The sequence below is a fragment of the Sulfitobacter sp. M85 genome (genome assembly GCF_029285915.1).
Taxonomy (GTDB): Bacteria; Pseudomonadota; Alphaproteobacteria; order Rhodobacterales; family Rhodobacteraceae; genus Sulfitobacter; species Sulfitobacter faviae.
In genome coordinates, this window is sequence record NZ_JABECQ010000004.1 from 367,523 (window position 1) to 386,953 (window position 19,431).

The window sequence follows — 19,431 nt, forward strand, 5'->3', positions numbered from 1 at the left end:
CAGGGGGTGGGCGACAGCGCCCCCCACTTTCGCGGCGGAGGTCAGCCCCGTTTCGCCTCGACCAAGGCCACGGCGGCGGCCACTGCATCTTCAATCGCCATTTCCGTCGTGTCGATCTGTTTCGCATCCTCGGCGGGTTTCAGCGGCGCTTGGTCCCGGCTCATGTCGCGTAGATCGCGCTGGCGCACGTCTTCCAACACATCTTCATAGCTGGTCTCGATCCCCTTGCCCGACAGTTCGGCGAAACGGCGCTGTGCGCGCACTTCGGGGCTGGCGGTGATGAAGAGTTTGACCGGCGCGTCGGGGCAGATCACCGTGCCGATGTCGCGCCCGTCAAGCACCGCACCACCTGCGCGGGTGGCAAAGCTGCGCTGGAACCGCACTAGGGCGGCACGCACCGCGGGGATCACCGCCACTTTGCTGGCCTCTTGGGCAACCTCGGGGCTGCGCAGAGTAGGGTCTTCCAGATCGACGGGGGCGAGGGTCTGGGCCGCTTCTTCCGGGTCCATCCCGGTGAGGGTCTTGGCCGCGACCGCGCGGTATAAAAGCCCGGTGTCGAGATGCGCAAAGCCGAAATGTGCCGCCACCGCCTTGGCCACGGTGCCTTTGCCCGCCGCGGCGGGGCCGTCGATGGCAACGGTGATGCCGTTGGTTTTGTTATCCGTCATCGCAAATTCCTTTTGTTCCGGGCCCGCAGGCCAAGCAGCAGGGCCGCCGTGAAACAGCCCGCCAGTATCAACCATTTCGCCTTTGTGAACAGGCTCGCCGTTGCGACGGCCTGTGCGGTGATCCGGTCCGGCCCCAATTCGACCAGCCGCCCGATCAGCATGTTTTCAGTGTAATCCGCCCCCAGATACAGCGCTACGGCCAGCGTCAGCCCCAGCCGCAGCCCGCCCGATGACCAGCGACGGAACCACAGCAGCAGGGCCAGCGCCAAGAGGGCGGGGAAGGCGGTGTCGGCCAGCCGGAACTGGCCCAGATACAGCGCCGTCTGCTCGGGACTGAGTGCTGACAGATAGGCGCGCACCTCGGGCAGATCATAGCCCAGAAGCCGCCCGTCCAAGACGCCGATGCCCGCCGCGCGCAGATGTGTCTCGGCAAAGCCCGCAAGGGCTGCAAAGGCCAGTGCAGCGCAAAGGCTGAGCCAGATCAGCCGGTCGCCTGTCACGCAGGCAACCGTTCGACCTGCGCACCCAAAGAGGCCATCAGCGGCTCGAAAATTGGAAAGGAGGTGGCGATGGGGCCGCCATCGTCCACCTGCACCGGCTGTTGCGCGACCATGCCAAGGATCAGGAACGACATGGCGATACGGTGGTCGAGATGGCTTTGGCAGGTCGCACCCCCGGGGATATTGCCGTGGCCCAGCCCTTTGACAGTCCACCAATCCGGCCCGTCTTCGACCGCGACCCCATTGGCGCGCAGCCCGCTGGCCATGGCCTCGATCCGGTCGCTTTCCTTGACGCGGAGTTCCTTGACGCCGCGCATCACGGTCTCGCCGGTGGCACAGGCTGCCACGACCGAGAGCACGGGGTATTCGTCGATCATGCTCGCCGCACGTTCGGGGGGGACTTCGATGCCCCTGAGGTTGGGCGAGAACTTTGCGCGCAGGTCGGCCACAGGCTCGCCGCCCTCGGTACGTTCGTTTTCATAGGTCAGGTCCGCGCCCATCTCGCGCAGGGTGGTGAACAGCCCCGCGCGGGTCGGGTTCAACCCGATGCCCGGTACCAGCACGTCCGAGCCGGGCACGATCAGCGCGGCACATACGGGGAAGGCGGCGGAGGAGGGGTCGCGCGGCACGTCGATATGCTGCGGCTTCAACTCGGGCTGGCCGGTCAGGGTGATGACGCGGCCCTCGTCGGTCTCTTCAACCGTGATCTCGGCGCCAAAGCCCGCCAGCATCCGCTCGGTATGGTCGCGGGTGGCTTCGGCCTCGATCACCACGGTTTTGCCCGGCGCATTCAGCCCCGCCAGCAGCACCGCGGATTTCACCTGCGCCGAAGGCACGGGCACGGTGTAGCGCACCGGCACAGGCTCGGCGGCACCCACGAGCGTCATCGGCAGGCGGCCCCCGGCGCGGCCCACGGATTGCGTGCCGAACAGCGCCAGCGGATCGGTCACCCGCGCCATCGGGCGGCTGTTGAGGCTGGCATCGCCCGTGAAGGTGACCGAGATCGGAGAGGTCGCCATCGCCCCCATCAACAGCCGCACGCCGGTGCCGGAATTGCCGCAGTCGATCACATTGTCCGGCTCGGCAAAGCCGCCGACACCCACCCCGTGCACGGAATAGGAGCCGCCGCCGTGGTCGACGACCTCGGCCCCGAAAGCGCGCATGGCTTTGGCGGTGTCGAGCACGTCTTGCCCCTCCAAAAGCCCGGTGATCGTGGTCTCGCCCACGGCCATGGCGCCAAGGATCAGGCTGCGGTGCGAGATCGACTTGTCGCCGGGCACTTCGGCGGTGCCGCTAAGCGGCCCGCAGGCGCGCGATGACATAGGAATGGGGCTGCCGTGACTGGACATGAGGTACCTCTGATCTGCTCAAGGTTCCTATTATCGCAGGCGGGCGGCAGCGTCCATCGCCGCGCGTGCGATGGGCGCGATCAGGCGGCGCGGTTCAGCGTTTGCGGAAGGTCAGGTAATGCGGGGTGCGGCCTTCGCGCAGCGCTTTTTGCTCATAGCGGGTCGAAATCCAGTCATCCCAAGGCGCGCGCCAATCGTCCGGCCCTTCGGCCAGCCAATCAAACCCATGCTGCGGCACCTGTTCGAGCGTCTGGCGGACGTAATCCTCGATATCCGTCGCCACGCGGAAGATCGCGCCGGGTTTCAACACGCGGGCCAAGGGCTCCAGATGCTCGGGCGTGACAAAACGGCGGCGGTGGTGGCGGGTTTTCGGCCAAGGATCGGGATAGAGCAGGAACGCCCGGTCGATTGAGGCTTCGGGCAACACGTCGAACATATCGCGCACGTCACCGGGGTGAATGGCGAGGTTGTCCACGCCCGCGCGCCGGATTTTGCCCAGCAACATGGCGACGCCGTTGATGTAAGGCTCGCAGCCGATGATGCCTACATCCGGGTTTTGCCCGGCCTGATGCACCAGATGCTCACCGCCGCCAAAGCCGATTTCCAGCCAGACCTTGCGCCCGCCAAACAGCGTATCAAGGTCAAGGGGCCTACGGTCGGGATTGCTCTCCCAATCGACGGCCCCCGGCGACAATGCGTCGAGGTCTTCGTCGATATAGGTCTTTTGCGACTTCTTCAGCGCTTTGCCTTTGAGGCGGCCATAGAAGTTGCGGCGGGGGCGTGTTGTATCACTCATGGCGGCTCATGTAGCGGCCTCGCCGCGCCACCGCAACATTCCTCTGCAACGCTGGCGGCGAATAGGGGCGGGTTAACCATTTGTTAGGCTCCGTGGGTCTAAATGCCGAGGCAAAGCAGGGGGACGGCTGATGAACGTGGCAAGGCGCGGAAGCGGTGCAGGCGATAGGGCGGATGGCGCGGCGGGGCCTTTGGCGGCGGCGCGTATCCTGATCGTCGATGACCAGCGCTTTGACCGGATGCGGATCAAACGGCTCTGCGGCGGGCTGGACTTTCCTGTCTCTTTGACAGAGGCGGAGAGCCTCGCCGCCCTCGGCCAGCAGTTGGATGAGGGGGCGTTCGACCTGATCTTGCTGGACTACAACCTGCCCGACGGGGATGGCCTGCGCGGCTTGCAGATGATCCGTGCCCACCCGCGCAACGGTGGTGTGGCCACGGTGATGGTCACCGGGACGGAGCAGAGCGACGTCGCAATCGAAGCGCTGCGCGGCGGTTGTAGTGACTACATCGCCAAGGATGAACTCTCGCAAAGCACGCTCAGGCGTTCCGCCTTTCACGCGCTTCACAAGACCGCGCTGCAACTGGGCGTGGCCACGCAGGAGCAAAAACGGTCTGAGCTGCAAAGCGTTCTACGGCGGTTCACCGAGGAATGCGCGCAGGATATTAAGCCGATGGTGAATGAAAGCATGCGCGCGCTATGCGCCTTGGACAGGTCGAACCCCGCCGCCGTGGCGGAGGCGTTAGGAAAGGTTGATTACACTTTCTTGCGTCTGTGGGAGTTTGTTGAGGACCTTGCCAGCTATCAAGGCAGTGACCTTGCCGAAGGCGATCTTGCTGATCCGCCGAAACCCGCGCCGGGGCTGGGCGCGGGCTGGGGCGGGTGAGCGGGAGGCTTGCCGCGGCGAAGGCCGTGCAGATCGCTATGAAGAAGTTGCAGCGCCGCGATGGCTCTGATCAGTTGTGGTGCCCTCTATCCCCGGGCGCACTACGGAACCCTCGCCCGGCAGAACCCCGCATATCCCCCGGCCAGCACGCCATAGCCCTTGCAGGAGCGCCAAAATTCGCCTATACGCGCCTTGTCTAAGGGGCGGTTACAGCTTCGGACGCGATATAGCGGGCAGGGTCGGTACTAACCGGCCCTCTTTTGTTTGCGTTCGGCTGCGGGTCAACCGCTGTGCTATTATGTCGGAGCTTCTCTGACAAGATCGGCACGGTGCCACCACAACGACCAATTGCAACTCCAGACCGGCGGAGACAACCGCGCGGCCAGAAACATTTGATAAGGATACGAAAAGCTACATGACCAAAGCAATGGACGAATTCGAAGCGCTTCTTAACGAAAGCTTTGAAATGGACACGCCCCAAGAGGGCACAGTCGTCAAAGGCAAGGTGATCGCTGTCGAAGCGGGCCAAGCCATCATCGACGTCGGCTACAAAATGGAAGGCCGCGTTGAGCTGAAAGAATTTGCTGATCCCGGCGAATCCCCCAAAATCGAAGTTGGCGACGAAGTCGAAGTTTTCCTTCGCCAAGTCGAAAACGCGCGTGGCGAAGCCGTCATCAGCCGCGAAATGGCCCGCCGTGAGGAAGCCTGGGATCGTCTGGAAAAAGCCTATGCCGCAGAAGAGCGTGTCGAAGGCGCGATCTTTGGCCGTGTCAAAGGTGGCTTCACCGTCGACCTCGGCGGCGCAGTTGCGTTCCTGCCCGGTTCGCAGGTCGACGTGCGCCCCGTGCGCGACGCAGGCCCGCTCATGGGTCTCAAGCAGCCGTTCCAAATCCTCAAGATGGACCGCCGTCGTGGTAACATCGTTGTATCGCGCCGTGCGATCCTCGAAGAGTCCCGCGCCGAACAGCGTGCCGAAGTCATTGGCAACCTGACCGAAGGTCAGACCGTCGATGGTGTGGTCAAGAACATCACCGAATACGGTGCGTTTGTTGACCTTGGCGGTGTCGACGGCTTGCTGCACGTCACCGACATGGCATGGCGTCGCGTGAACCACCCGTCCGAGATCCTGTCGATCGGCGAGACCATCAAGGTTCAGGTCATCAAGATCAACAAAGAGACCCACCGCATCAGCCTCGGCATGAAGCAGCTGCAGGAAGATCCATGGGATTTGGTTGGCGCGAAATACCCGCTGGGTTCCGTGCACAGCGGCCGCGTTACCAACATCACCGATTACGGCGCATTTGTTGAGCTGGAGCCGGGCGTTGAAGGTCTGGTTCACGTGTCCGAGATGTCTTGGACCAAGAAGAACGTGCACCCCGGCAAGATCGTGTCCACCAGCCAAGAAGTCGAAGTCATGGTTCTGGAAATCGACAGCGCCAAGCGTCGTGTTTCCCTTGGTCTCAAGCAGACCATGCGCAACCCATGGGAAGTGTTCGCTGAAACACACCCCGAGGGCACCGAAGTCGAAGGCGAAGTCAAGAACATCACCGAATTCGGTCTGTTCGTTGGCCTGCCCGGCGACATCGACGGCATGGTTCACCTCTCCGACCTCAGCTGGGACCAGCGCGGCGAAGAAGCGATCCAAGACTACCGCAAAGGTGACGTGGTTCAGGCCGTTGTCTCCGAAGTCGACGTTGAGAAAGAGCGCATCTCGCTCTCGATCAAGAACGTTGGCGGTGACAAGTTCGCCGAAGCCGTGGGCGGCGTGAAGCGCGGCTCGATCGTGACCGTGACCGTGACCTCCATCGAAGATGGCGGCATCGAAGTCGAATACGAAGGCATGAAGAGCTTCATCCGTCGTTCCGACCTCAGCCGTGACCGTGCCGAACAGCGCCCCGAGCGTTTCTCGGTCGGTGACAAGGTCGACGTGCGCATCACCAACGTTGATGCGAAAGCACACCGTCTGGGCGTCTCCATCAAGGCGCGTGAAATCGCAGAAGAGAAAGAGGCGGTACAGCAGTACGGTTCCTCCGACTCCGGCGCGAGCTTGGGCGACATCCTTGGCGCGGCGCTGAAAGGCGACGACGAGTAAGCATATTCCACGTTGAATATGTAATCTTAGCGAAGGCCCCGCATGGCGATATGCGGGGCCTTTTGCTGTTCCGGGGGCGGGGTCGAATCGCGAAGCGGGTTTTGGCCCTTATACCCAATCCCTACGCGCCATGGCCTCCAGCGGCGGCAGGCGGCGGAAAAGGGCCGAAATAACAGGGGTTTCGCTGCGAAAAATCTATCGCGGCGCTGGTGGAACACCTTCCCGTGTGGGGCGTTATTTCCTATAGTCGGGTAAGACATCAATAAATTCTCGGGGGACGTGCCATGATCCGGTCGGAACTGATCCAGAAGATCGCTGACGACAATCCGCATCTTTATCAACGTGATGTTGAGCGGATCGTAAACACGGTCTTTGATGAGATCACGGGCGCCATGGCGCGTGGGGACCGGGTCGAATTGCGAGGCTTCGGTGCTTTTTCTGTCAAGAAACGCGATGCCCGTGTGGGGCGCAACCCGCGCACCGGTGAGACGGTGAATGTCGAAGAAAAGCATGTGCCCTTCTTCAAGACGGGCAAACTCTTGCGTGACCGGCTGAACGGGAAAAGCTGATGCGTTACATTCGTTATGCCTGCATCGCGCTTTTCGCGATTGCGCTGGTTTCCGTTGCTCTGGCGAACCGGAATATCGTGACACTTCAAGTGCTTCCGACCGAGATTTCAGGTTGGTTTGCCGTGAACCCCTCTATTGAACTGCCGCTCTTTGTCGTGATCCTTGGCGGGATCATCGCAGGGCTTTTGGTGGGCTTCGTTTGGGAATGGATCCGCGAACACGGCCACCGGGCCGAACTGGCGCGGCAAGCGCGTGAACGTCGTCGGTTGGAGCGGGAGGTGATCCGCCTCAAGGAAGAGAAGCATCAGGGCAAGGATGAGGTGCTGGCGCTGCTCGACGAAGCAGGCTAGACCCCACCCATGCCTGAGAACGTTAACGTAAAAATCTGCGGTCTGACCGACCCTGCCGATGTGCCCGCTGCCCTCTTGGCGGGCGCACGGACACTGGGATTTGTCTTTTTCGAAAAATCCCCGCGCCATCTGTCACTGGAGGCCGCGGCGCATATGACCGAGGCCGTGCCGGACGGCATTTGCAAAGTCGCGCTGACCGTCAATGCGGATGATGCGGCGCTGGATGCGCTGCTGGCCGCGGTGCCCTTTTTGGACATGCTACAGCTGCACGGCAGCGAAAGCCCGGCGCGGGTGGCCGAGGTCAAGGCGCGCTATGGGCTGCCGGTGATGAAGGCCATCGGCGTGGCGGATCGCGATGATCTGGCGCTGCTGAACGACTATGTCACCGTCGCGGATCAGCTTTTGGTCGATGCCAAGCCGCCCAAGGATGCGGTGCTGCCGGGCGGCAATGGGCTGGCCTTTGACTGGCGGCTGATCGCCGGGCGGCGCTGGCCGAAGCCTTGGATGCTCGCCGGGGGGCTGAACGCCGAGAATGTGGGGGAGGCGATTGCCCTCACCGGGGCGCGACAGGTTGATGTCTCTTCGGGTGTCGAGAGCGCGCCGGGGGTGAAGGATGCCGAGCGCATTCGCGCCTTCTGCGAAGCGGCGCTGAAGTAAGCTCTTTTAGTTCAAAGAAAAAGGGCCCGATGGCGATGTCCCGGGCCATTGTCGTTCTGGTGCCGTAAATGGCGATCAGATCGATTGATCGTAATCGCCCACGCCCGGCTCGGTGCGGATCACCGCATCGATATCGGCGAAGATCGCACGCATTTCAGCGTCAGATTCGGGGCTTTCACACACCACGACAAGGTTCGGCGTGTTGGAGGAGGCCCGCACGAGGCCCCAGCCGCCGTTGTCGAGCATGACGCGTGCGCCGTTGACGGTGATGACCTCGGCAATCGCGCGGCCGCCGATCTTGTCCCCGGCTTCGGCCTTGGCGGTGAGCTTCTCCACGATCCGGTCGAGGATGTCGTATTTCTCGGTGTCCGAGGCATAGGGCGACATGGTGGGCGTCGAATAGGTCTGGGGCAGGGCGCGGCGCAGGTCCGACATGGATTTGTCGGGGTTGCGGTCCATCAGCTTGCAGATTTCCACCGCAACGCGCATGCCGCAGTCATAGCCACGGCCAATCGGCTCGGCCAAGAAATAGTGGCCGGACTTTTCGAACCCCGCCAGCGCGCCCAGTTCTTTAACACGGCGTTTCATGTGGCTGTGGCCGGTTTTCCAATAGTCCGCCTTGGCCCCGTGTTTCTGCAACTCAGGGTCCGAGGCAAAGAGGCCGGTGGATTTCACATCCGCGACGAAGGTGCTGTTTGGGTGCAGTTTGGCCAGATCGCGGGCCATGATGACGCCCATCTTGTCGGCGAAGATCTCTTCGCCTTCGTCATCCACCACGCCGCAGCGGTCCCCGTCACCGTCGAAACCGAGCGCCAGATCAGCGCCGGAGGCGCGGACGCTGTCGGCCATGTCGTGCAGCATCTCCATGGCTTCGGGGTTTGGGTTGTAATGGGGGAAGGTGTAGTCGAGCGTGTTGTGGCTATCGACGACCTCGACCCCCAAGCGGCGGAACAATTCGGGCGCGAAGGCCGATGCGGTGCCATTGCCGGTGGCGCAGACGACCTTCAGTTTGCGGGTCATTTTGAAGTCACCGACGAGGTCATCCAGATAGGCTTCGCGCACGCCGTCGACGAACTCGTAAGCCCCGCCCGGACGCCGTTCGCCGCGGCCATTCAACACGATGTCGCGCAGCTCGGCCATCTCGTCCGGGCCGTGGGTGAGGGGGCGCTGAAAGCCCATTTTGACGCCGGTCCAGCCGTTCGGGTTGTGGCTCGCCGTGACCATGGCAACGGCAGGGGCATCGAGGTGGAACTGAGCGAAATAGGCCATGGGAGAAAGCGCCGGGCCGATATCCTTGACCGTGATCCCGGCCTGCATCAGCCCCAGCATCAGCGCGTTTTTGATCGAGAGCGAATAGTCGCGATAGTCATTGCCCACGGCGATGACAGGCTCAATCCCACGCGCATGCATCTGCGTGCCAAGCCCAAGGCCGAGGGCGGTGATGCCGGGCAGATTGATATCGTCGGGGTATTTCCAACGCGCGTCATATTCGCGAAAGCCCGTCGGGGTGATCATCGCATCGCGCAGGAATTCCCAAGTGTTCGGGGTCACGGTGGAGGCCGGTTTACTCACGTCAAATACTCGCTTTTTGGGATAAATTTAGAAAGTCAGCGGATGGCTTTTGGCCAGCGCGTCGAATTGCATCAACAGGTTGATCAGCCCCGGCATCTGGTCGAGGTAGATCATATTGGGCCCATCGCTGGGCGCGCGGTCTGGGTCTTCGTGGGTTTCCATGAAGATCGCGGCCACGCCAATCGCCGCCGCCGCGCGCGCCATGACGGGAGCAAACTCACGCTGGCCGCCCGAAGAGCCGCCCTTGCCGCCGGGCTGGGCGACGGAATGGGTCGCGTCCATCACCACCGGGTAGCCGGTTTGGGCCATCTGCGGCAGGCTGCGCATGTCGGCGACCAGCGTGTTGTAGCCGAAGGTGGTGCCGCGTTCGGTCAGCAGGATGTTGCGGTTCCCGGTGCTTTCGATCTTATCGACGATGTTCTGCATCTCCCAAGGGGCGAGGAACTGCCCCTTCTTCACATTAACCGCCTTTCCGGTCTCCCCGGCGGCGAGCAGCAGGTCGGTTTGGCGGCAGAGGAAGGCGGGGATTTGCAGCACGTCGACCACGTCACCGGCCTGTGCGCATTGCGCTTCATTATGCACATCCGTCAGCACCGGCACGTCATTGGCGCGGGCCACAGATTGCAGGACTTGCAGCCCCTTTTCGATGCCCAAACCGCGCTTGCCCGAGAGGGAGGTGCGGTTGGCCTTGTCATAGCTGCCCTTGAAGATGAACTGCGCGCCGGCGGCGTCACATGCCTCTTTCAACACCCCCGCGACCATCTGCGCGTGGTCTTCGCTCTCCAACTGGCAGGGGCCAGCGATCACGGTGAGGGGACGATCATTGCCGACGGTCAGATTGCCAATGCGCAGCTGGGTCATGAAGTTACCTGTTCTCTTAGAATGGACGCTGTCAGAGACAACATCAGGTAGATGCCTGCAAAGATAAGGAAAGCCAATATCGTGTTTTCGAACTTGCGAGGGTAGGTCGCCTCGTCCGGGGCCACGGGGTTGACCGCCACGGTGAGGTAGCGAACCTGCCGCCCGGCCTCGGTTCGGGCCTGTTCCATGGCGGTTTGCGCGCTTTGCAGCACCATGTCGGCAGAGGCCAGATCGGCCTGCGCAAGCTGTGCGGCGACGGCCTGTTGCGCCAGCGAGTTTTCGCCTTCGTTGGCGGCGGTCATCCGCTCGCGCAGTTTGGTGAGCTGCTCGCGTAGCCGTCGCACATCCCCGCGCGCGCCATCGACCTTGGCTTGGTTCGGGCGCTGGTTGTCGAGCAGGGCGGCGAGTTCGAGTTCCTTTTCGATCAACAGGGTCTCGTAATTGGTGATCTGCGTGCGGATCGAGGCGATCATCGCCTCAGGGTCGACGTTGTTGTCGACCTGCAGTTTGATCAGCGCCTCTTGCGCCGCCCGGCGGTTTTCCAATGCGGTTTCATAGCCCTCGAGCGCGTCGCGCATCCCGTCTTCGCGCTTTTGCTTGCTTAGGTCATTCACCCGCTCTTCGGCATAGGTGAGCAGACGTTTAGAGAATTCTTCCGAGACCTCGGGATCGGCGGCAATCACCTCCATCCGGATCACGCCTTCGGTCGGGTCGTAGCCGATTTTGACGTTCTTCTTGTAGGTCTTATAGGCTTCTTCGTTGCTGGGGTCTTCGGAAAGCCGTTGAATCGCGTCAATCTCAGGATCGGCGAAATGGGCGCGAAACCCTGCGTCTTCGTCGAGCCGCAGCATCGCGTCTTTCGATTGCAGATAGGCCTGCGTGGCGATGCTGTCGGCGCTATTGGCGAATTGGGTGGGCAGAAGCCCGCCAAAGGGGCTGGAGCCGCCGCCACCTTCGTTCTGAATGATCAGAAACTGGCTTTCGGTGGCATACATCGGTGTGGCGATTTTGTAGAAATAGTAACCCGCGGCGATGGTGGGCAGCATGACGAAAAAGGCCAGCCGGACCAGCAGCATGGCCGCTTTGCGGCGGCGGCGGCGGGTGATGTCACGCTGAATGTCCGAGATCTCGCGCTGGCGACGTTCGGCGGGGCTGACATCGGTCGAGGGCAGGCCGCGCGGGCCGCGGGGCGTGGTCTGGGGCAGTTGCACCTTCGGGTCGCCGGGCTGGCCGCGGGTGGCGGGCAGGCCGCTGTCCGCCGGATCACCCGCCTGCGGCACCACGAGTTCCAGCATGTTGGACCGCTGAAACGGGTCGATCCCCTTGGCCCGCAAAAGGCGCACCGCGTCGAAATCCGAGGTCGGCGCCAGCCCGTGTTTCTGCGCCACCCGCCGCGCCATGCGCAATTGGCGGCCTGTCAGCCCCTCGCGGCGGATCGCGTCGATGTCCTGCTCGGCCGAGACTTCATTGGGGGAAGACACCTCGCCCGAGCGGGCGCTTTCGGAATGGGGCGCTTTGCCGCTGCGGGCGGCATGTTCCAAGGCTTCCTTGCTGTGCGAGGGTTCCACCTCGGTCGCATCCGCGACGGCGCGCAGCTTGGCCTTGCGCGCAGCCTTTTCGGCATCGCTTTGGCCCGCCTGCGCCTTCTCGGCGCTGCTCGGCGCGGTGCTGCTGCCCGAGGGGGGCGGCGCCTTGCGGATGCGGAATTTTCTAGCCTTGGGTTTCGTAGTCATAGAGCTGTTTCGCTTCTTCCAAGGTGTCGAACATATGTAGCTTGCCGTCCAAAAGGACAGCGGCGGAGCGGGCAAATTTCTCAAGCGTATGGGCCTGATGCGAGACGATGATGATCGTCGTGGTGCGCAGCCGTTCTTTCAGAATATCGCCCGCCTTGCGGTTGAATTCCACGTCTGTCGTGCCGGGCATGCCTTCGTCAATCAGATAGATATCAAAATCCAGCGCCAACATCAGCGCGAAAGAGAAGCGCGCCCGCATCCCGGCGGAATAGGTGCCGAGCGGCTGATCGAAATACTCCCCCAGACCGCAGAGCCAGCGGCAAAAGCTTTCCACGTAATCGGGGTCGAGCCCATAGAGCCGCGCGATATAGCGGGCGTTCTCCATGGCCGAGACCTTATTGACCACGCCGCCCATAAATCCCAATGGAAACGAGATGTTACAGCCGCGCCTGATCTCTCCTTCGTCGGGTTTTTCCAGCCCCGCCATCATGTTGATCAGGGTCGTTTTGCCGGTGCCGTTGGGGGCCAGAATGCCCAAAGAATTGCCAAGCTCCACGCGAAAAGACACCCGGTCAAGAATGACCTTGTGCTGCGATCCCGTCCAAAAGGACTTGGACACATTTTCAAATTCCAGCATTCGCTGCTCCGGTTGGTGCTAAGCGGGGCGTCGCGGCGCCTCTGGTATCAGAGGTATCATAACCGTTTATTCACGGAATTTGACCACAATATGTCGAAACGCAGGCGTTCACTGGGACAGGCTGGCGCGCGGGGGCCGTGCAGCGGCGGCAAAAACTGTTGCCCGCAGGACGGGAATCCTGCGGGGGTAGGGGCATGGCGCCAGGGCATGTCGCCCCGCGCCCGCGCGGGGTCAGTGCAGCGTATGGGTGCTCTCGGTCGGGGCCATCTCGCCGATGTAGCTGACGTTCATCAAGGCCGCCTGCGTGCGGTCACCGTCGATGTTTTGCACCGGGCCGACGGGCACGGCGCTCATCAGCCCAAGCCGTGTCATCCAGCGGCTGAAGGTGGCGGGCACGATGCCCAGAACATGGCTTGCGCCCATGGCATAGGCGGCACCGGCCATCTGGTTCATCAGCATACGCTGCACGGCGATGCGGCGCTGCGCGGGGACCGCGCTGGTCAGGAAAAGACGCGTCGCTTCCCAGATGTCGTCGCGCACGGGGGCTTTGAAGAACAGCACATCCTGCGGAATGTCCGGCAGCATCCCCAATTGGGCATCGCGCAGCATATAGCTGTATTGCGCGCAGGTCGAAGTGGTGGGCATCAGGCGCACGCCGCCCATGACCTCGCCATATTCGTGCAGAACGATCCAGCGGGCGCGGGGCGTGTCGTATTGGTCAAACTCCATCCCATCAACCTGAGGGAGATCCCATTGCTTGTCGTCGATGAAGATTCGGCGCCGCGCCCGGAGGAAATTAACGAACAATTCCCCATGCTGGTGCATGTTCAAAAATGACAAAGTTGTGGCGCGCATATAGGGGTTGGCCCGCGCAAGGGCTTCGGGGCTATAGGGGTCAGTCTCTGTCGATTTGCTGCCAAGCAGCTTTCGCGGAAAGCGGTTGTTCTTTACTTCCAACGCCTTAGCGTCCTGTGGGGTCAGTTCGGGAAGAACATCCTGCCAAGATTTTCCACTGAAGCTCCGTCCTTGCAGACTCATGTTGGACCTCAAAAATTCGCTGTAAAAATACCTCTTATCAAGAGGCTAACCTCTAGTTGCATGAAATGGCCATACTTATGTCCCATTTCCGGGTGTAGAAAGGAAGATGATCGCGTCTAACATGTGCTTCGATGCCGAAATGCAACATGTTAAGAGCGTTTGTCGGCAGAATGCCGGCATTCGAGCAGCCGACCGAAGAAAACGAGAGCGATGTCGCAGGAAAAAGTAACATACGGCCCGATTCATACGCCGCATCTGGCAGACGCGACAAAGGTGCAGCAGATGCGGGACTACTCCCAAGTCGGCGTCAACCTGTTTTGGCAGCGGCAGATGATCTTTGCGGCGGCCATTTGCCTATCTGCGTTCTACTATGATCTGTGGCTGTCGATCTCGACCGTGATCCTGATCGCGATTTCCGAGACTTTCGACTATCTGCTTTTCCTGCGCATCACCCGCTGGCGGGGGCGCAGCCCACGTTTGGCGCGTTTGTTCATGAACCGGATCTATATCGGCACGGTGCTGAGCGCCGGGGTGATCAGCTATTTCGCTCTTGGGATTGCGCTGCAGCAGGGGGCGACGACGCATTTCCTGCCGCTGTTCTTCCTTTTCGCGGCGGCGCTCTTCGCCTCGATGAACAACCATCATATCCTGCCGGTGTTGATGCTGCGGCTTGCGATCTATGGTGTGACATTCCTTTTCATCCCGATCTGGGACATCGTGCGCACGGGGGCAAGCATCGAATCCGAGCTTTGGACCCAGTTGTTCACCGTGGTCTTCGTGCTCTATTTCATCGTCGATTGCTCTCGCATCTTTTTGAAGATGTACCGCACCAACCTGCGCCAACTCGAAGAGTTGAAGGTCGAGCATGAGAAAACTAAAATCGCCTTTAAGGTGAAGACCGAATTCGTCTCGACCATCAGCCATGAGCTGCGCACGCCGATGACCTCGATCAAAGGGTCGCTCGACATGGCCTGCGCCGGAGTTTTGGGCGAGATGACCCCACAGATGGAGAAGGTTCTGAAGATCGCGCAGCGCAATTCGGCGCGGCTGACGTCGATCATTAACGAGATCCTCGACCTGCAGAAGTTTGAGGCGGGCAAGGTCAGCTTTGATATCGAGCCGCTTGAGGTGCAGACCATCATCGAAGACGCGATCGAGCTGAACCAGTCCTTTGCGGGCAACCTTGGCGTGACGTTGCGCTATGCCAAACCGTCGGAGCCTGCGGGGATCGCCACCGACGAAAAGCGGCTGCAACAGGTGATGTCCAACCTTCTGTCGAACGCGGCCAAATTCTCGCCCGCGGGGTCGACGGTCAAGGTGACCTCGGTCAACCTCGGCGACAAGGTGCGGATTAGCGTGATCGACGAGGGGATCGGCCTTGCCGAATCCGAGCGCGAGAAAGTCTTTGACGAATTCTCGCAGATCGATTCCTCTGACCAGCGGGCCGTGGGCGGCACCGGGCTGGGGATGAACATCTCCAAACGGATCATCGAAGCCTTGGGTGGGCAGATCGACTATTTCAAGAACGACGGCCCCGGCACGACCTTCTATATCGATATGCCCTTGGGCAACGGTACGGGGAAGGAACTGGCCCATGGGATGCACGTCAAGGACATGGTGAATGGTGAGGGGCCGATTGGGGATGAGACCTCTGAGAAGCCACGCGGGGAGCGCGCGGCGGCCTAAGTCAGGCGCGTTTCGCTGCCCGGCCTCTCGGCGCGGGCGACATCGGCCTTCGCCCCAGTGACAATCTCAAACGGAAAAGGGGGCGGCATTTCTACCGCCCCCGCATTCGGATCGTCCGTCCGACGCGGTCACGCCACCAATTGCCAGATCACACCCGCAAAGATCGCCCCGACGAAGGCAAAGCCGATATAGGCGGCGAAAACATGCGGTTTCACCAGTGCCCAGACCGCGACGGCCGCTGGAATGCAGCTTACCCCGCCCGCCACGACAAAGGACATGGCCGCGCCTTGGGTCATCCCTTGCGCCAGCAGCGCGTCGATCAGGGGCACGGCGGCATAGCCATTCAGGTAGGCCGGTGCGCCCACGAATGCGCCCAGAATGATCGGCATGATCCCGGTGCCGCCCAAGACATTGGCGATCCATTCGGCGGGCACATAGGTCAGCATGAGGGCTTCGACCACATAGGCGAGGGTCAGCCATTTGACGAGGAACAGCGCATTGGTCAGCGCCGTGTCGGCAAAGCTCGCGCGGCGCTCGGCCTCTTGCCAGAACTTCCAGACCGGCGCGCCGGAGAAGGGTTTGGCCGAAGAACAGCAGCTGCTTTTCGCGGGCTGGGGGCGCAGGGGGTCATTGAAAATCGGCGTGCGGGACAGGGCCATGACGGTGAAGCCCCCGAACATGCCCACGCCAAGCGCCGCGATGGTTTTCGCCAAGGCGAAGTCGAAGCCGAGCGTGCCCGAGGTGATCGCGAACATCGCCGGGTCCATCAGCGGGGAGGCCAGCCAAAAGGCCATCACCGCGCCGAGCGGGGCACCCACCGCCAGCAGCGCGGCGATGAAGGGGATCACCTCGCAACTGCAAAAGGGGGACAGGCCGCCAAGCGCCGCCGCCATTATCACCATCCGCGCCGGGTTGCCCTCAAACGCGCGGGCAAGCAGGCTCTCCGCCCCGCTGGCTTTGAGATAGGCCACCGCCAGCACCGCGAAGGCGATGAAGGGGGCGGTGTGCAAAAGCGCCTCGGACGCGAAGATGACCGTCGGCACGACCTGCGGTGGATCCAGCAGCGCGATCAGCGCCAAGAGCGCCAGCGTGATGCCCCAAGCGCCTTTCAGAAAGGCCAAGCGGTGCAGCGCGGGGAGGGTTTGTGTGGTATCAGTCATGGTTATGCTCCGTGCAGCCGTCGATTGCATCCGCGCAGCATTCGGTCAGCAAGAAATTCGCCAAGGCTTGAACTTCTTCATAGGCGACGGCGGCGCAGATGGTGCTGCGGCCTTGTTTTTCCTGTTTCACCAGACCGGCAGAGGCCAAGAGTTTCAGATGATGTGTCAGGGTCGAGCCGGTCACGCCGGTGCGTTCGCCCAGCGTGCCGATGTTCAGCCCCTCTGATCCGGCGCGCACCAGCGTGCGCAGCACCAGGAGGCGTTGTTCCGATCCAAGCGCCGCAAAGCTGCTGGCGGCGAGGGTGAGGGCGGGGGTTGCGGATTCTTGTTTCATGATTCTAGAAATATCGAAACGTCAGCGCGATGCAAGGTTTATTTCGATAATTCTCGAAGTGATGGCCCGCCGCCCTTTATCTTTTGGTCCTATCGCTTATCTCCTGCTCATGAAGGATATCCGAGATGATCTGGCGGCCTGCCGCCTTTGTGCCGAGCGTTTCGCCGTGACCGCCACCCAGCATCGCCCGCGGCCCATCGTCTGGTTCAAACCCGGCGCACGGCTGCTGATCGCCAGCCAAGCGCCCGGCAAGCGGGTGCATGAGGCGGGCAAGCCGTTCTGGGATGTGTCCGGCACCCGCCTGCGCGACTGGCTGGGGCTGGATGAGGCGACATTCTATGATCGCGACAGGGTCGCCATCGTGCCGATGGGCTTTTGCTTTCCGGGCTATGACGCCAAGGGCAGTGACCTGCCACCGCCGCGTATCTGTGCGCAGACTTGGCGCAAACCGGTGCTGGAGATGCTGCCCGATCTGCGGCTAACGGTGTTGATTGGGGCCTATGCGATGAAATATCACCTCCCCGGATTTCGCAATGTGACCGAGGCCGTGGCGGGCTGGCGGGATCATCCGCCGGGGGTCTTTGCCTTGCCTCATCCGTCGTGGCGCAATACCGGATGGTTGAACAAGAATCCCTGGTTCGCGGAAGAGGTCTTGCCCCGTCTGCGCGCCGCCGTGTCCGAGGTGATGAATGACCGACCGCCAAACTGACCCCAAGACCGAGCTGACCCCGCTCGACCAAGCCCATACTGCGATGACCTCCGCCCCCGACGACGACGCGGCGCGTCTGCGTTTTTACGAGCGTATCGCGGATGTCGAGCTGTTCATGCTGCTTGAGGATGAGCCGCAGGGCGATCAGATCAGCCCGGTGCTGCTTGATGATAGCTATGTCATGGTCTTCGACCGCGCGGCGCGGCTTTCGGCCCATGTGGGGGAGGCGTCTCCTTATGTGGCGCTCTCGGGGCGTGCGATTGCCGCGATGTTGGCGGGGCAGCCCTTGGGCATGGCGGTGAATATCGGTGTGGCCCCGTCCGAGATCCTGCTGCCTGCCGAGGCGATGGACTGGCTGCGCAGCACATTGGCCCATGCGCCGGGCGAGGTCGAGGCGGGGATCGACCGCGTTTTCCCGCCGCAGGGGTTGCCCGAGACGTTGATCGCCGCGATTGACGCGAAGCTTGCCACGGCCACGGGCATGGCGGCGGGGGCCTTCCTTGTCGGTGTCGAATACAGCGGCGGCGGGCGCGGGCATCTGCTGGCCTTCGTCGGTGCGATCCCCCGGGCGCAAGACGCGCTGGTGCGGGCGGCGTCCGAGGCGTTGACCTTTTCGGGGATCGAGGCGGGGGCGATGGATGTGGGCTTCTTCGGTCCCAATGACGCGGTGGTCGAGAAGCTGGCCCGCGTCGGCCTGCGCTTTGATCTGCCTCAGATGGAGCCTTTGCAGAACACGCCCCGGATGGCCCCCGGCAGCGATCCGGCGAAACCGCCGAAACTGCGCTGATCTTGACCTCAGGCAAAGAAAAAGGCGGGCAGGGCACTCAAGCCCGCCCGCCTTTTTCGTTTCATCGCGCCGGTCTTAGCGGCGGCGGTCGCGCCGCGCGCTCATTGGTTGGAAGGCGACGCCAACATGGGCTTCGCAATAGGGTTTGCCCTGTTGCACCGGCAAGCCGCAGAACCAGAAATCATCGGTCGCCGGGTCGCCCACAGGCCATTTGCAGGTGCGTTCGGTCAGTTCCATCAGGCCGATCTTCTTGGCCTTCTTCTCAACTTCGCTGACCTTGGCCAGCGCCTCTGGGCTGATCTCATTCGCCGACGGCTGCGGCGGCAGGGGTTGGCCTGCGGGGATGATCTGTTTGCGCGCGGGCAGGTTGGGCTTGGGCGCCGGGGCTGCGGCGGGCTCTTCGGCTTCGGGCGCGGGGGCGGCTTCGGCCTCCGGCTCGGGCGCGGCTTTGGCGGCGGGCTTTGCCTTGGCCTCGGCCTTGGGGGCTGCGGGCTTGGCCTTGGGCTCCGGCTTGGCAGTCGCCGCCGCCGCGGCGGCGGGCGCCCCGGCGGTGCGGTTCGACAGGCCCAGACGGTGCACCTTGCCGATCACGGCATTGCGCGTCACCCCACCCAGTTCCTTCGCGATCTGGCTGGCGGACTGGCCTTCGCCCCACATCTTTTTCAGTGTCTCTACGCGCTCATCAGTCCAGGACATACGGGGTTCCCCAGTTAAAAAGCGGCCCCCTAGCCCGGACCGCTTTGTCAGTGTATCGGCCCCCATTTTATCTTCTGGGGCCGCAGGTGCAAGCGCCGATGCCCTCTGGGCACGGGGCGCTGCGATTGGGGCTTTACGTGGGGGATGAAGGGCGGCTATGCAAGAGCCATGATCAAATCTGCCGCATATTCCATCCGACGACGCTTCGTCCGATAACATGGTGCCCCTTTGGGGCGGCGTGATGGCCTGATCTCGCAGCATGCGTGCTGCATCCTTTCAAAAACAAGCAAATCCCATTGACCCTGCGCCAGCCCCATGCCCTTTTACCGGCGTGACACGGCCCTCTTTCAAGGA

At 62.3% G+C, this 19,431-nt stretch carries 19 protein-coding genes and 1 pseudogene; 8 read left to right on the forward strand and 12 right to left on the reverse strand.

From position 1 onward, the window contains the following. Window positions 1-41 precede the first annotated feature (41 nt). The 4 genes from HKX24_RS10505 to trmB form a co-directional block, all read right to left on the reverse strand. On the reverse strand, window positions 42-668 hold the full coding sequence (locus HKX24_RS10505) for a d(CMP) kinase (RefSeq protein WP_271689435.1): 627 nt from the start codon (window positions 666-668) through the stop codon (window positions 42-44). After that, entirely contained in the window at window positions 665-1,168 is a 504-nt protein-coding gene (locus tag HKX24_RS10510) for a hypothetical protein (RefSeq protein ID WP_271691855.1), read from the reverse strand. Before HKX24_RS10510 ends, HKX24_RS10505 begins: the two co-directional genes overlap by 4 nt. Next, entirely contained in the window at window positions 1,165-2,517 is a 1,353-nt protein-coding gene (gene aroA / locus HKX24_RS10515; protein WP_209217349.1) for a 3-phosphoshikimate 1-carboxyvinyltransferase, read from the reverse strand. The genes HKX24_RS10510 and aroA overlap by 4 nt, the downstream gene beginning before the upstream one ends. Before the next feature lie 94 nt (window positions 2,518-2,611). Further along, window positions 2,612-3,313: a tRNA (guanosine(46)-N7)-methyltransferase TrmB gene (gene trmB, locus HKX24_RS10520; protein WP_067261420.1), complete on the reverse strand. Its 702-nt coding sequence runs from the start codon at window positions 3,311-3,313 to the stop codon at window positions 2,612-2,614. Window positions 3,314-3,443: 130 nt separating this feature from the next. On the opposite strand from trmB, the gene HKX24_RS10525 reads away from it, so the two are divergent. From HKX24_RS10525 to HKX24_RS10545, 5 genes and pseudogenes are all read left to right on the forward strand, one after another. Further along, complete coding sequence (locus tag HKX24_RS10525; protein WP_271691854.1) at window positions 3,444-4,196, forward strand: response regulator; 753 nt, start codon at window positions 3,444-3,446, stop codon at window positions 4,194-4,196. Between the two features lie 397 nt (window positions 4,197-4,593). Beyond that, window positions 4,594-6,288, forward strand: a pseudogene (gene rpsA, locus HKX24_RS10530) (30S ribosomal protein S1); the annotation flags it as partial. Window positions 6,289-6,572: 284 nt separating this feature from the next. After that, the gene (ihfB, locus tag HKX24_RS10535) at window positions 6,573-6,857 is read left to right on the forward strand and encodes an integration host factor subunit beta (protein ID WP_067261426.1); all 285 of its coding nucleotides are present in this window, start codon (window positions 6,573-6,575) and stop codon (window positions 6,855-6,857) included. Then, window positions 6,857-7,207 (forward strand): lipopolysaccharide assembly protein LapA domain-containing protein, encoded by a 351-nt coding sequence (locus HKX24_RS10540; protein WP_271691852.1) that lies wholly within the window; start codon window positions 6,857-6,859, stop codon window positions 7,205-7,207. The genes ihfB and HKX24_RS10540 overlap by 1 nt, the downstream gene beginning before the upstream one ends. A 9-nt stretch (window positions 7,208-7,216) precedes the next feature. Beyond that, window positions 7,217-7,864, forward strand: coding sequence for a phosphoribosylanthranilate isomerase (locus tag HKX24_RS10545; RefSeq protein ID WP_271691849.1), 648 nt, complete (start codon window positions 7,217-7,219; stop codon window positions 7,862-7,864). A gap of 75 nt (window positions 7,865-7,939) precedes the next feature. On the opposite strand, the gene HKX24_RS10550 is transcribed toward HKX24_RS10545, so the two are convergent. From HKX24_RS10550 to HKX24_RS10570, 5 genes are all read right to left on the reverse strand, one after another. Next, window positions 7,940-9,436, reverse strand: coding sequence for a phosphomannomutase/phosphoglucomutase (locus HKX24_RS10550; protein ID WP_271691848.1), 1,497 nt, complete (start codon window positions 9,434-9,436; stop codon window positions 7,940-7,942). A gap of 27 nt (window positions 9,437-9,463) precedes the next feature. After that, complete coding sequence (gene kdsA, locus HKX24_RS10555) at window positions 9,464-10,297, reverse strand: 3-deoxy-8-phosphooctulonate synthase (RefSeq protein ID WP_271691846.1); 834 nt, start codon at window positions 10,295-10,297, stop codon at window positions 9,464-9,466. Then, entirely contained in the window at window positions 10,294-12,030 is a 1,737-nt protein-coding gene (locus HKX24_RS10560; RefSeq protein WP_271691844.1) for a capsule biosynthesis protein, read from the reverse strand. The genes kdsA and HKX24_RS10560 overlap by 4 nt, the downstream gene beginning before the upstream one ends. Beyond that, window positions 12,008-12,667 (reverse strand): ATP-binding cassette domain-containing protein, encoded by a 660-nt coding sequence (locus HKX24_RS10565; RefSeq protein ID WP_067261436.1) that lies wholly within the window; start codon window positions 12,665-12,667, stop codon window positions 12,008-12,010. Before HKX24_RS10565 ends, HKX24_RS10560 begins: the two co-directional genes overlap by 23 nt. A gap of 231 nt (window positions 12,668-12,898) precedes the next feature. Further along, entirely contained in the window at window positions 12,899-13,522 is a 624-nt protein-coding gene (locus HKX24_RS10570; RefSeq protein WP_067261478.1) for an acyl-homoserine-lactone synthase, read from the reverse strand. Between the two features lie 393 nt (window positions 13,523-13,915). On the opposite strand from HKX24_RS10570, the gene HKX24_RS10575 reads away from it, so the two are divergent. Continuing rightward, window positions 13,916-15,391 carry an ATP-binding protein gene (locus tag HKX24_RS10575; protein ID WP_276154003.1) on the forward strand — a complete coding sequence of 492 codons (1,476 nt, stop codon included), beginning with the start codon at window positions 13,916-13,918 and terminating at the stop codon, window positions 15,389-15,391. Window positions 15,392-15,519: 128 nt separating this feature from the next. Here HKX24_RS10575 and HKX24_RS10580 read toward each other — a convergent pair whose 3' ends face one another. Together HKX24_RS10580 and HKX24_RS10585 are read right to left on the reverse strand one after the other, a co-directional pair. Then, window positions 15,520-16,551 carry a permease gene (locus tag HKX24_RS10580; protein ID WP_271691842.1) on the reverse strand — a complete coding sequence of 344 codons (1,032 nt, stop codon included), beginning with the start codon at window positions 16,549-16,551 and terminating at the stop codon, window positions 15,520-15,522. Beyond that, window positions 16,544-16,885, reverse strand: coding sequence for a metalloregulator ArsR/SmtB family transcription factor (locus HKX24_RS10585; RefSeq protein ID WP_271691840.1), 342 nt, complete (start codon window positions 16,883-16,885; stop codon window positions 16,544-16,546). The genes HKX24_RS10580 and HKX24_RS10585 overlap by 8 nt, the downstream gene beginning before the upstream one ends. Before the next feature lie 109 nt (window positions 16,886-16,994). On the opposite strand from HKX24_RS10585, the gene HKX24_RS10590 reads away from it, so the two are divergent. Beyond that, the gene (locus tag HKX24_RS10590) at window positions 16,995-17,594 is read left to right on the forward strand and encodes a uracil-DNA glycosylase family protein (protein WP_271691839.1); all 600 of its coding nucleotides are present in this window, start codon (window positions 16,995-16,997) and stop codon (window positions 17,592-17,594) included. Then, window positions 17,575-18,381, forward strand: a complete 807-nt coding sequence (locus HKX24_RS10595; protein ID WP_271691838.1) for an SseB family protein — start codon at window positions 17,575-17,577, stop codon at window positions 18,379-18,381. Before HKX24_RS10590 ends, HKX24_RS10595 begins: the two co-directional genes overlap by 20 nt. 75 nt (window positions 18,382-18,456) lie before the next feature. Here HKX24_RS10595 and HKX24_RS10600 read toward each other — a convergent pair whose 3' ends face one another. Then, window positions 18,457-19,077 (reverse strand): GcrA family cell cycle regulator, encoded by a 621-nt coding sequence (locus HKX24_RS10600; RefSeq protein ID WP_067261447.1) that lies wholly within the window; start codon window positions 19,075-19,077, stop codon window positions 18,457-18,459. Window positions 19,078-19,431: the final 354 nt, after the last annotated feature.

Coding starts and splice junctions, on each gene's coding strand:
- trmB (WP_067261420.1), bottom strand. CDS start 3,313: ATGAGTGATACAACACGCCCCCGCCGCAACTTCTATGGCCGCCTCAAA.
- HKX24_RS10540 (WP_271691852.1), top strand. CDS start 6,857: ATGCGTTACATTCGTTATGCCTGCATCGCGCTTTTCGCGATTGCGCTG.
- HKX24_RS10570 (WP_067261478.1), bottom strand. CDS start 13,522: ATGCGCGCCACAACTTTGTCATTTTTGAACATGCACCAGCATGGGGAA.
- ihfB (WP_067261426.1), top strand. CDS start 6,573: ATGATCCGGTCGGAACTGATCCAGAAGATCGCTGACGACAATCCGCAT.
- HKX24_RS10600 (WP_067261447.1), bottom strand. CDS start 19,077: ATGTCCTGGACTGATGAGCGCGTAGAGACACTGAAAAAGATGTGGGGC.
- aroA (WP_209217349.1), bottom strand. CDS start 2,517: ATGTCCAGTCACGGCAGCCCCATTCCTATGTCATCGCGCGCCTGCGGG.
- HKX24_RS10580 (WP_271691842.1), bottom strand. CDS start 16,551: ATGACTGATACCACACAAACCCTCCCCGCGCTGCACCGCTTGGCCTTT.
- HKX24_RS10575 (WP_276154003.1), top strand. CDS start 13,916: ATGTCGCAGGAAAAAGTAACATACGGCCCGATTCATACGCCGCATCTG.
- HKX24_RS10545 (WP_271691849.1), top strand. CDS start 7,217: ATGCCTGAGAACGTTAACGTAAAAATCTGCGGTCTGACCGACCCTGCC.
- kdsA (WP_271691846.1), bottom strand. CDS start 10,297: ATGACCCAGCTGCGCATTGGCAATCTGACCGTCGGCAATGATCGTCCC.
- HKX24_RS10565 (WP_067261436.1), bottom strand. CDS start 12,667: ATGCTGGAATTTGAAAATGTGTCCAAGTCCTTTTGGACGGGATCGCAG.
- HKX24_RS10590 (WP_271691839.1), top strand. CDS start 16,995: ATGAAGGATATCCGAGATGATCTGGCGGCCTGCCGCCTTTGTGCCGAG.
- HKX24_RS10585 (WP_271691840.1), bottom strand. CDS start 16,885: ATGAAACAAGAATCCGCAACCCCCGCCCTCACCCTCGCCGCCAGCAGC.
- HKX24_RS10525 (WP_271691854.1), top strand. CDS start 3,444: ATGAACGTGGCAAGGCGCGGAAGCGGTGCAGGCGATAGGGCGGATGGC.
- HKX24_RS10505 (WP_271689435.1), bottom strand. CDS start 668: ATGACGGATAACAAAACCAACGGCATCACCGTTGCCATCGACGGCCCC.
- HKX24_RS10595 (WP_271691838.1), top strand. CDS start 17,575: ATGACCGACCGCCAAACTGACCCCAAGACCGAGCTGACCCCGCTCGAC.
- HKX24_RS10560 (WP_271691844.1), bottom strand. CDS start 12,030: ATGACTACGAAACCCAAGGCTAGAAAATTCCGCATCCGCAAGGCGCCG.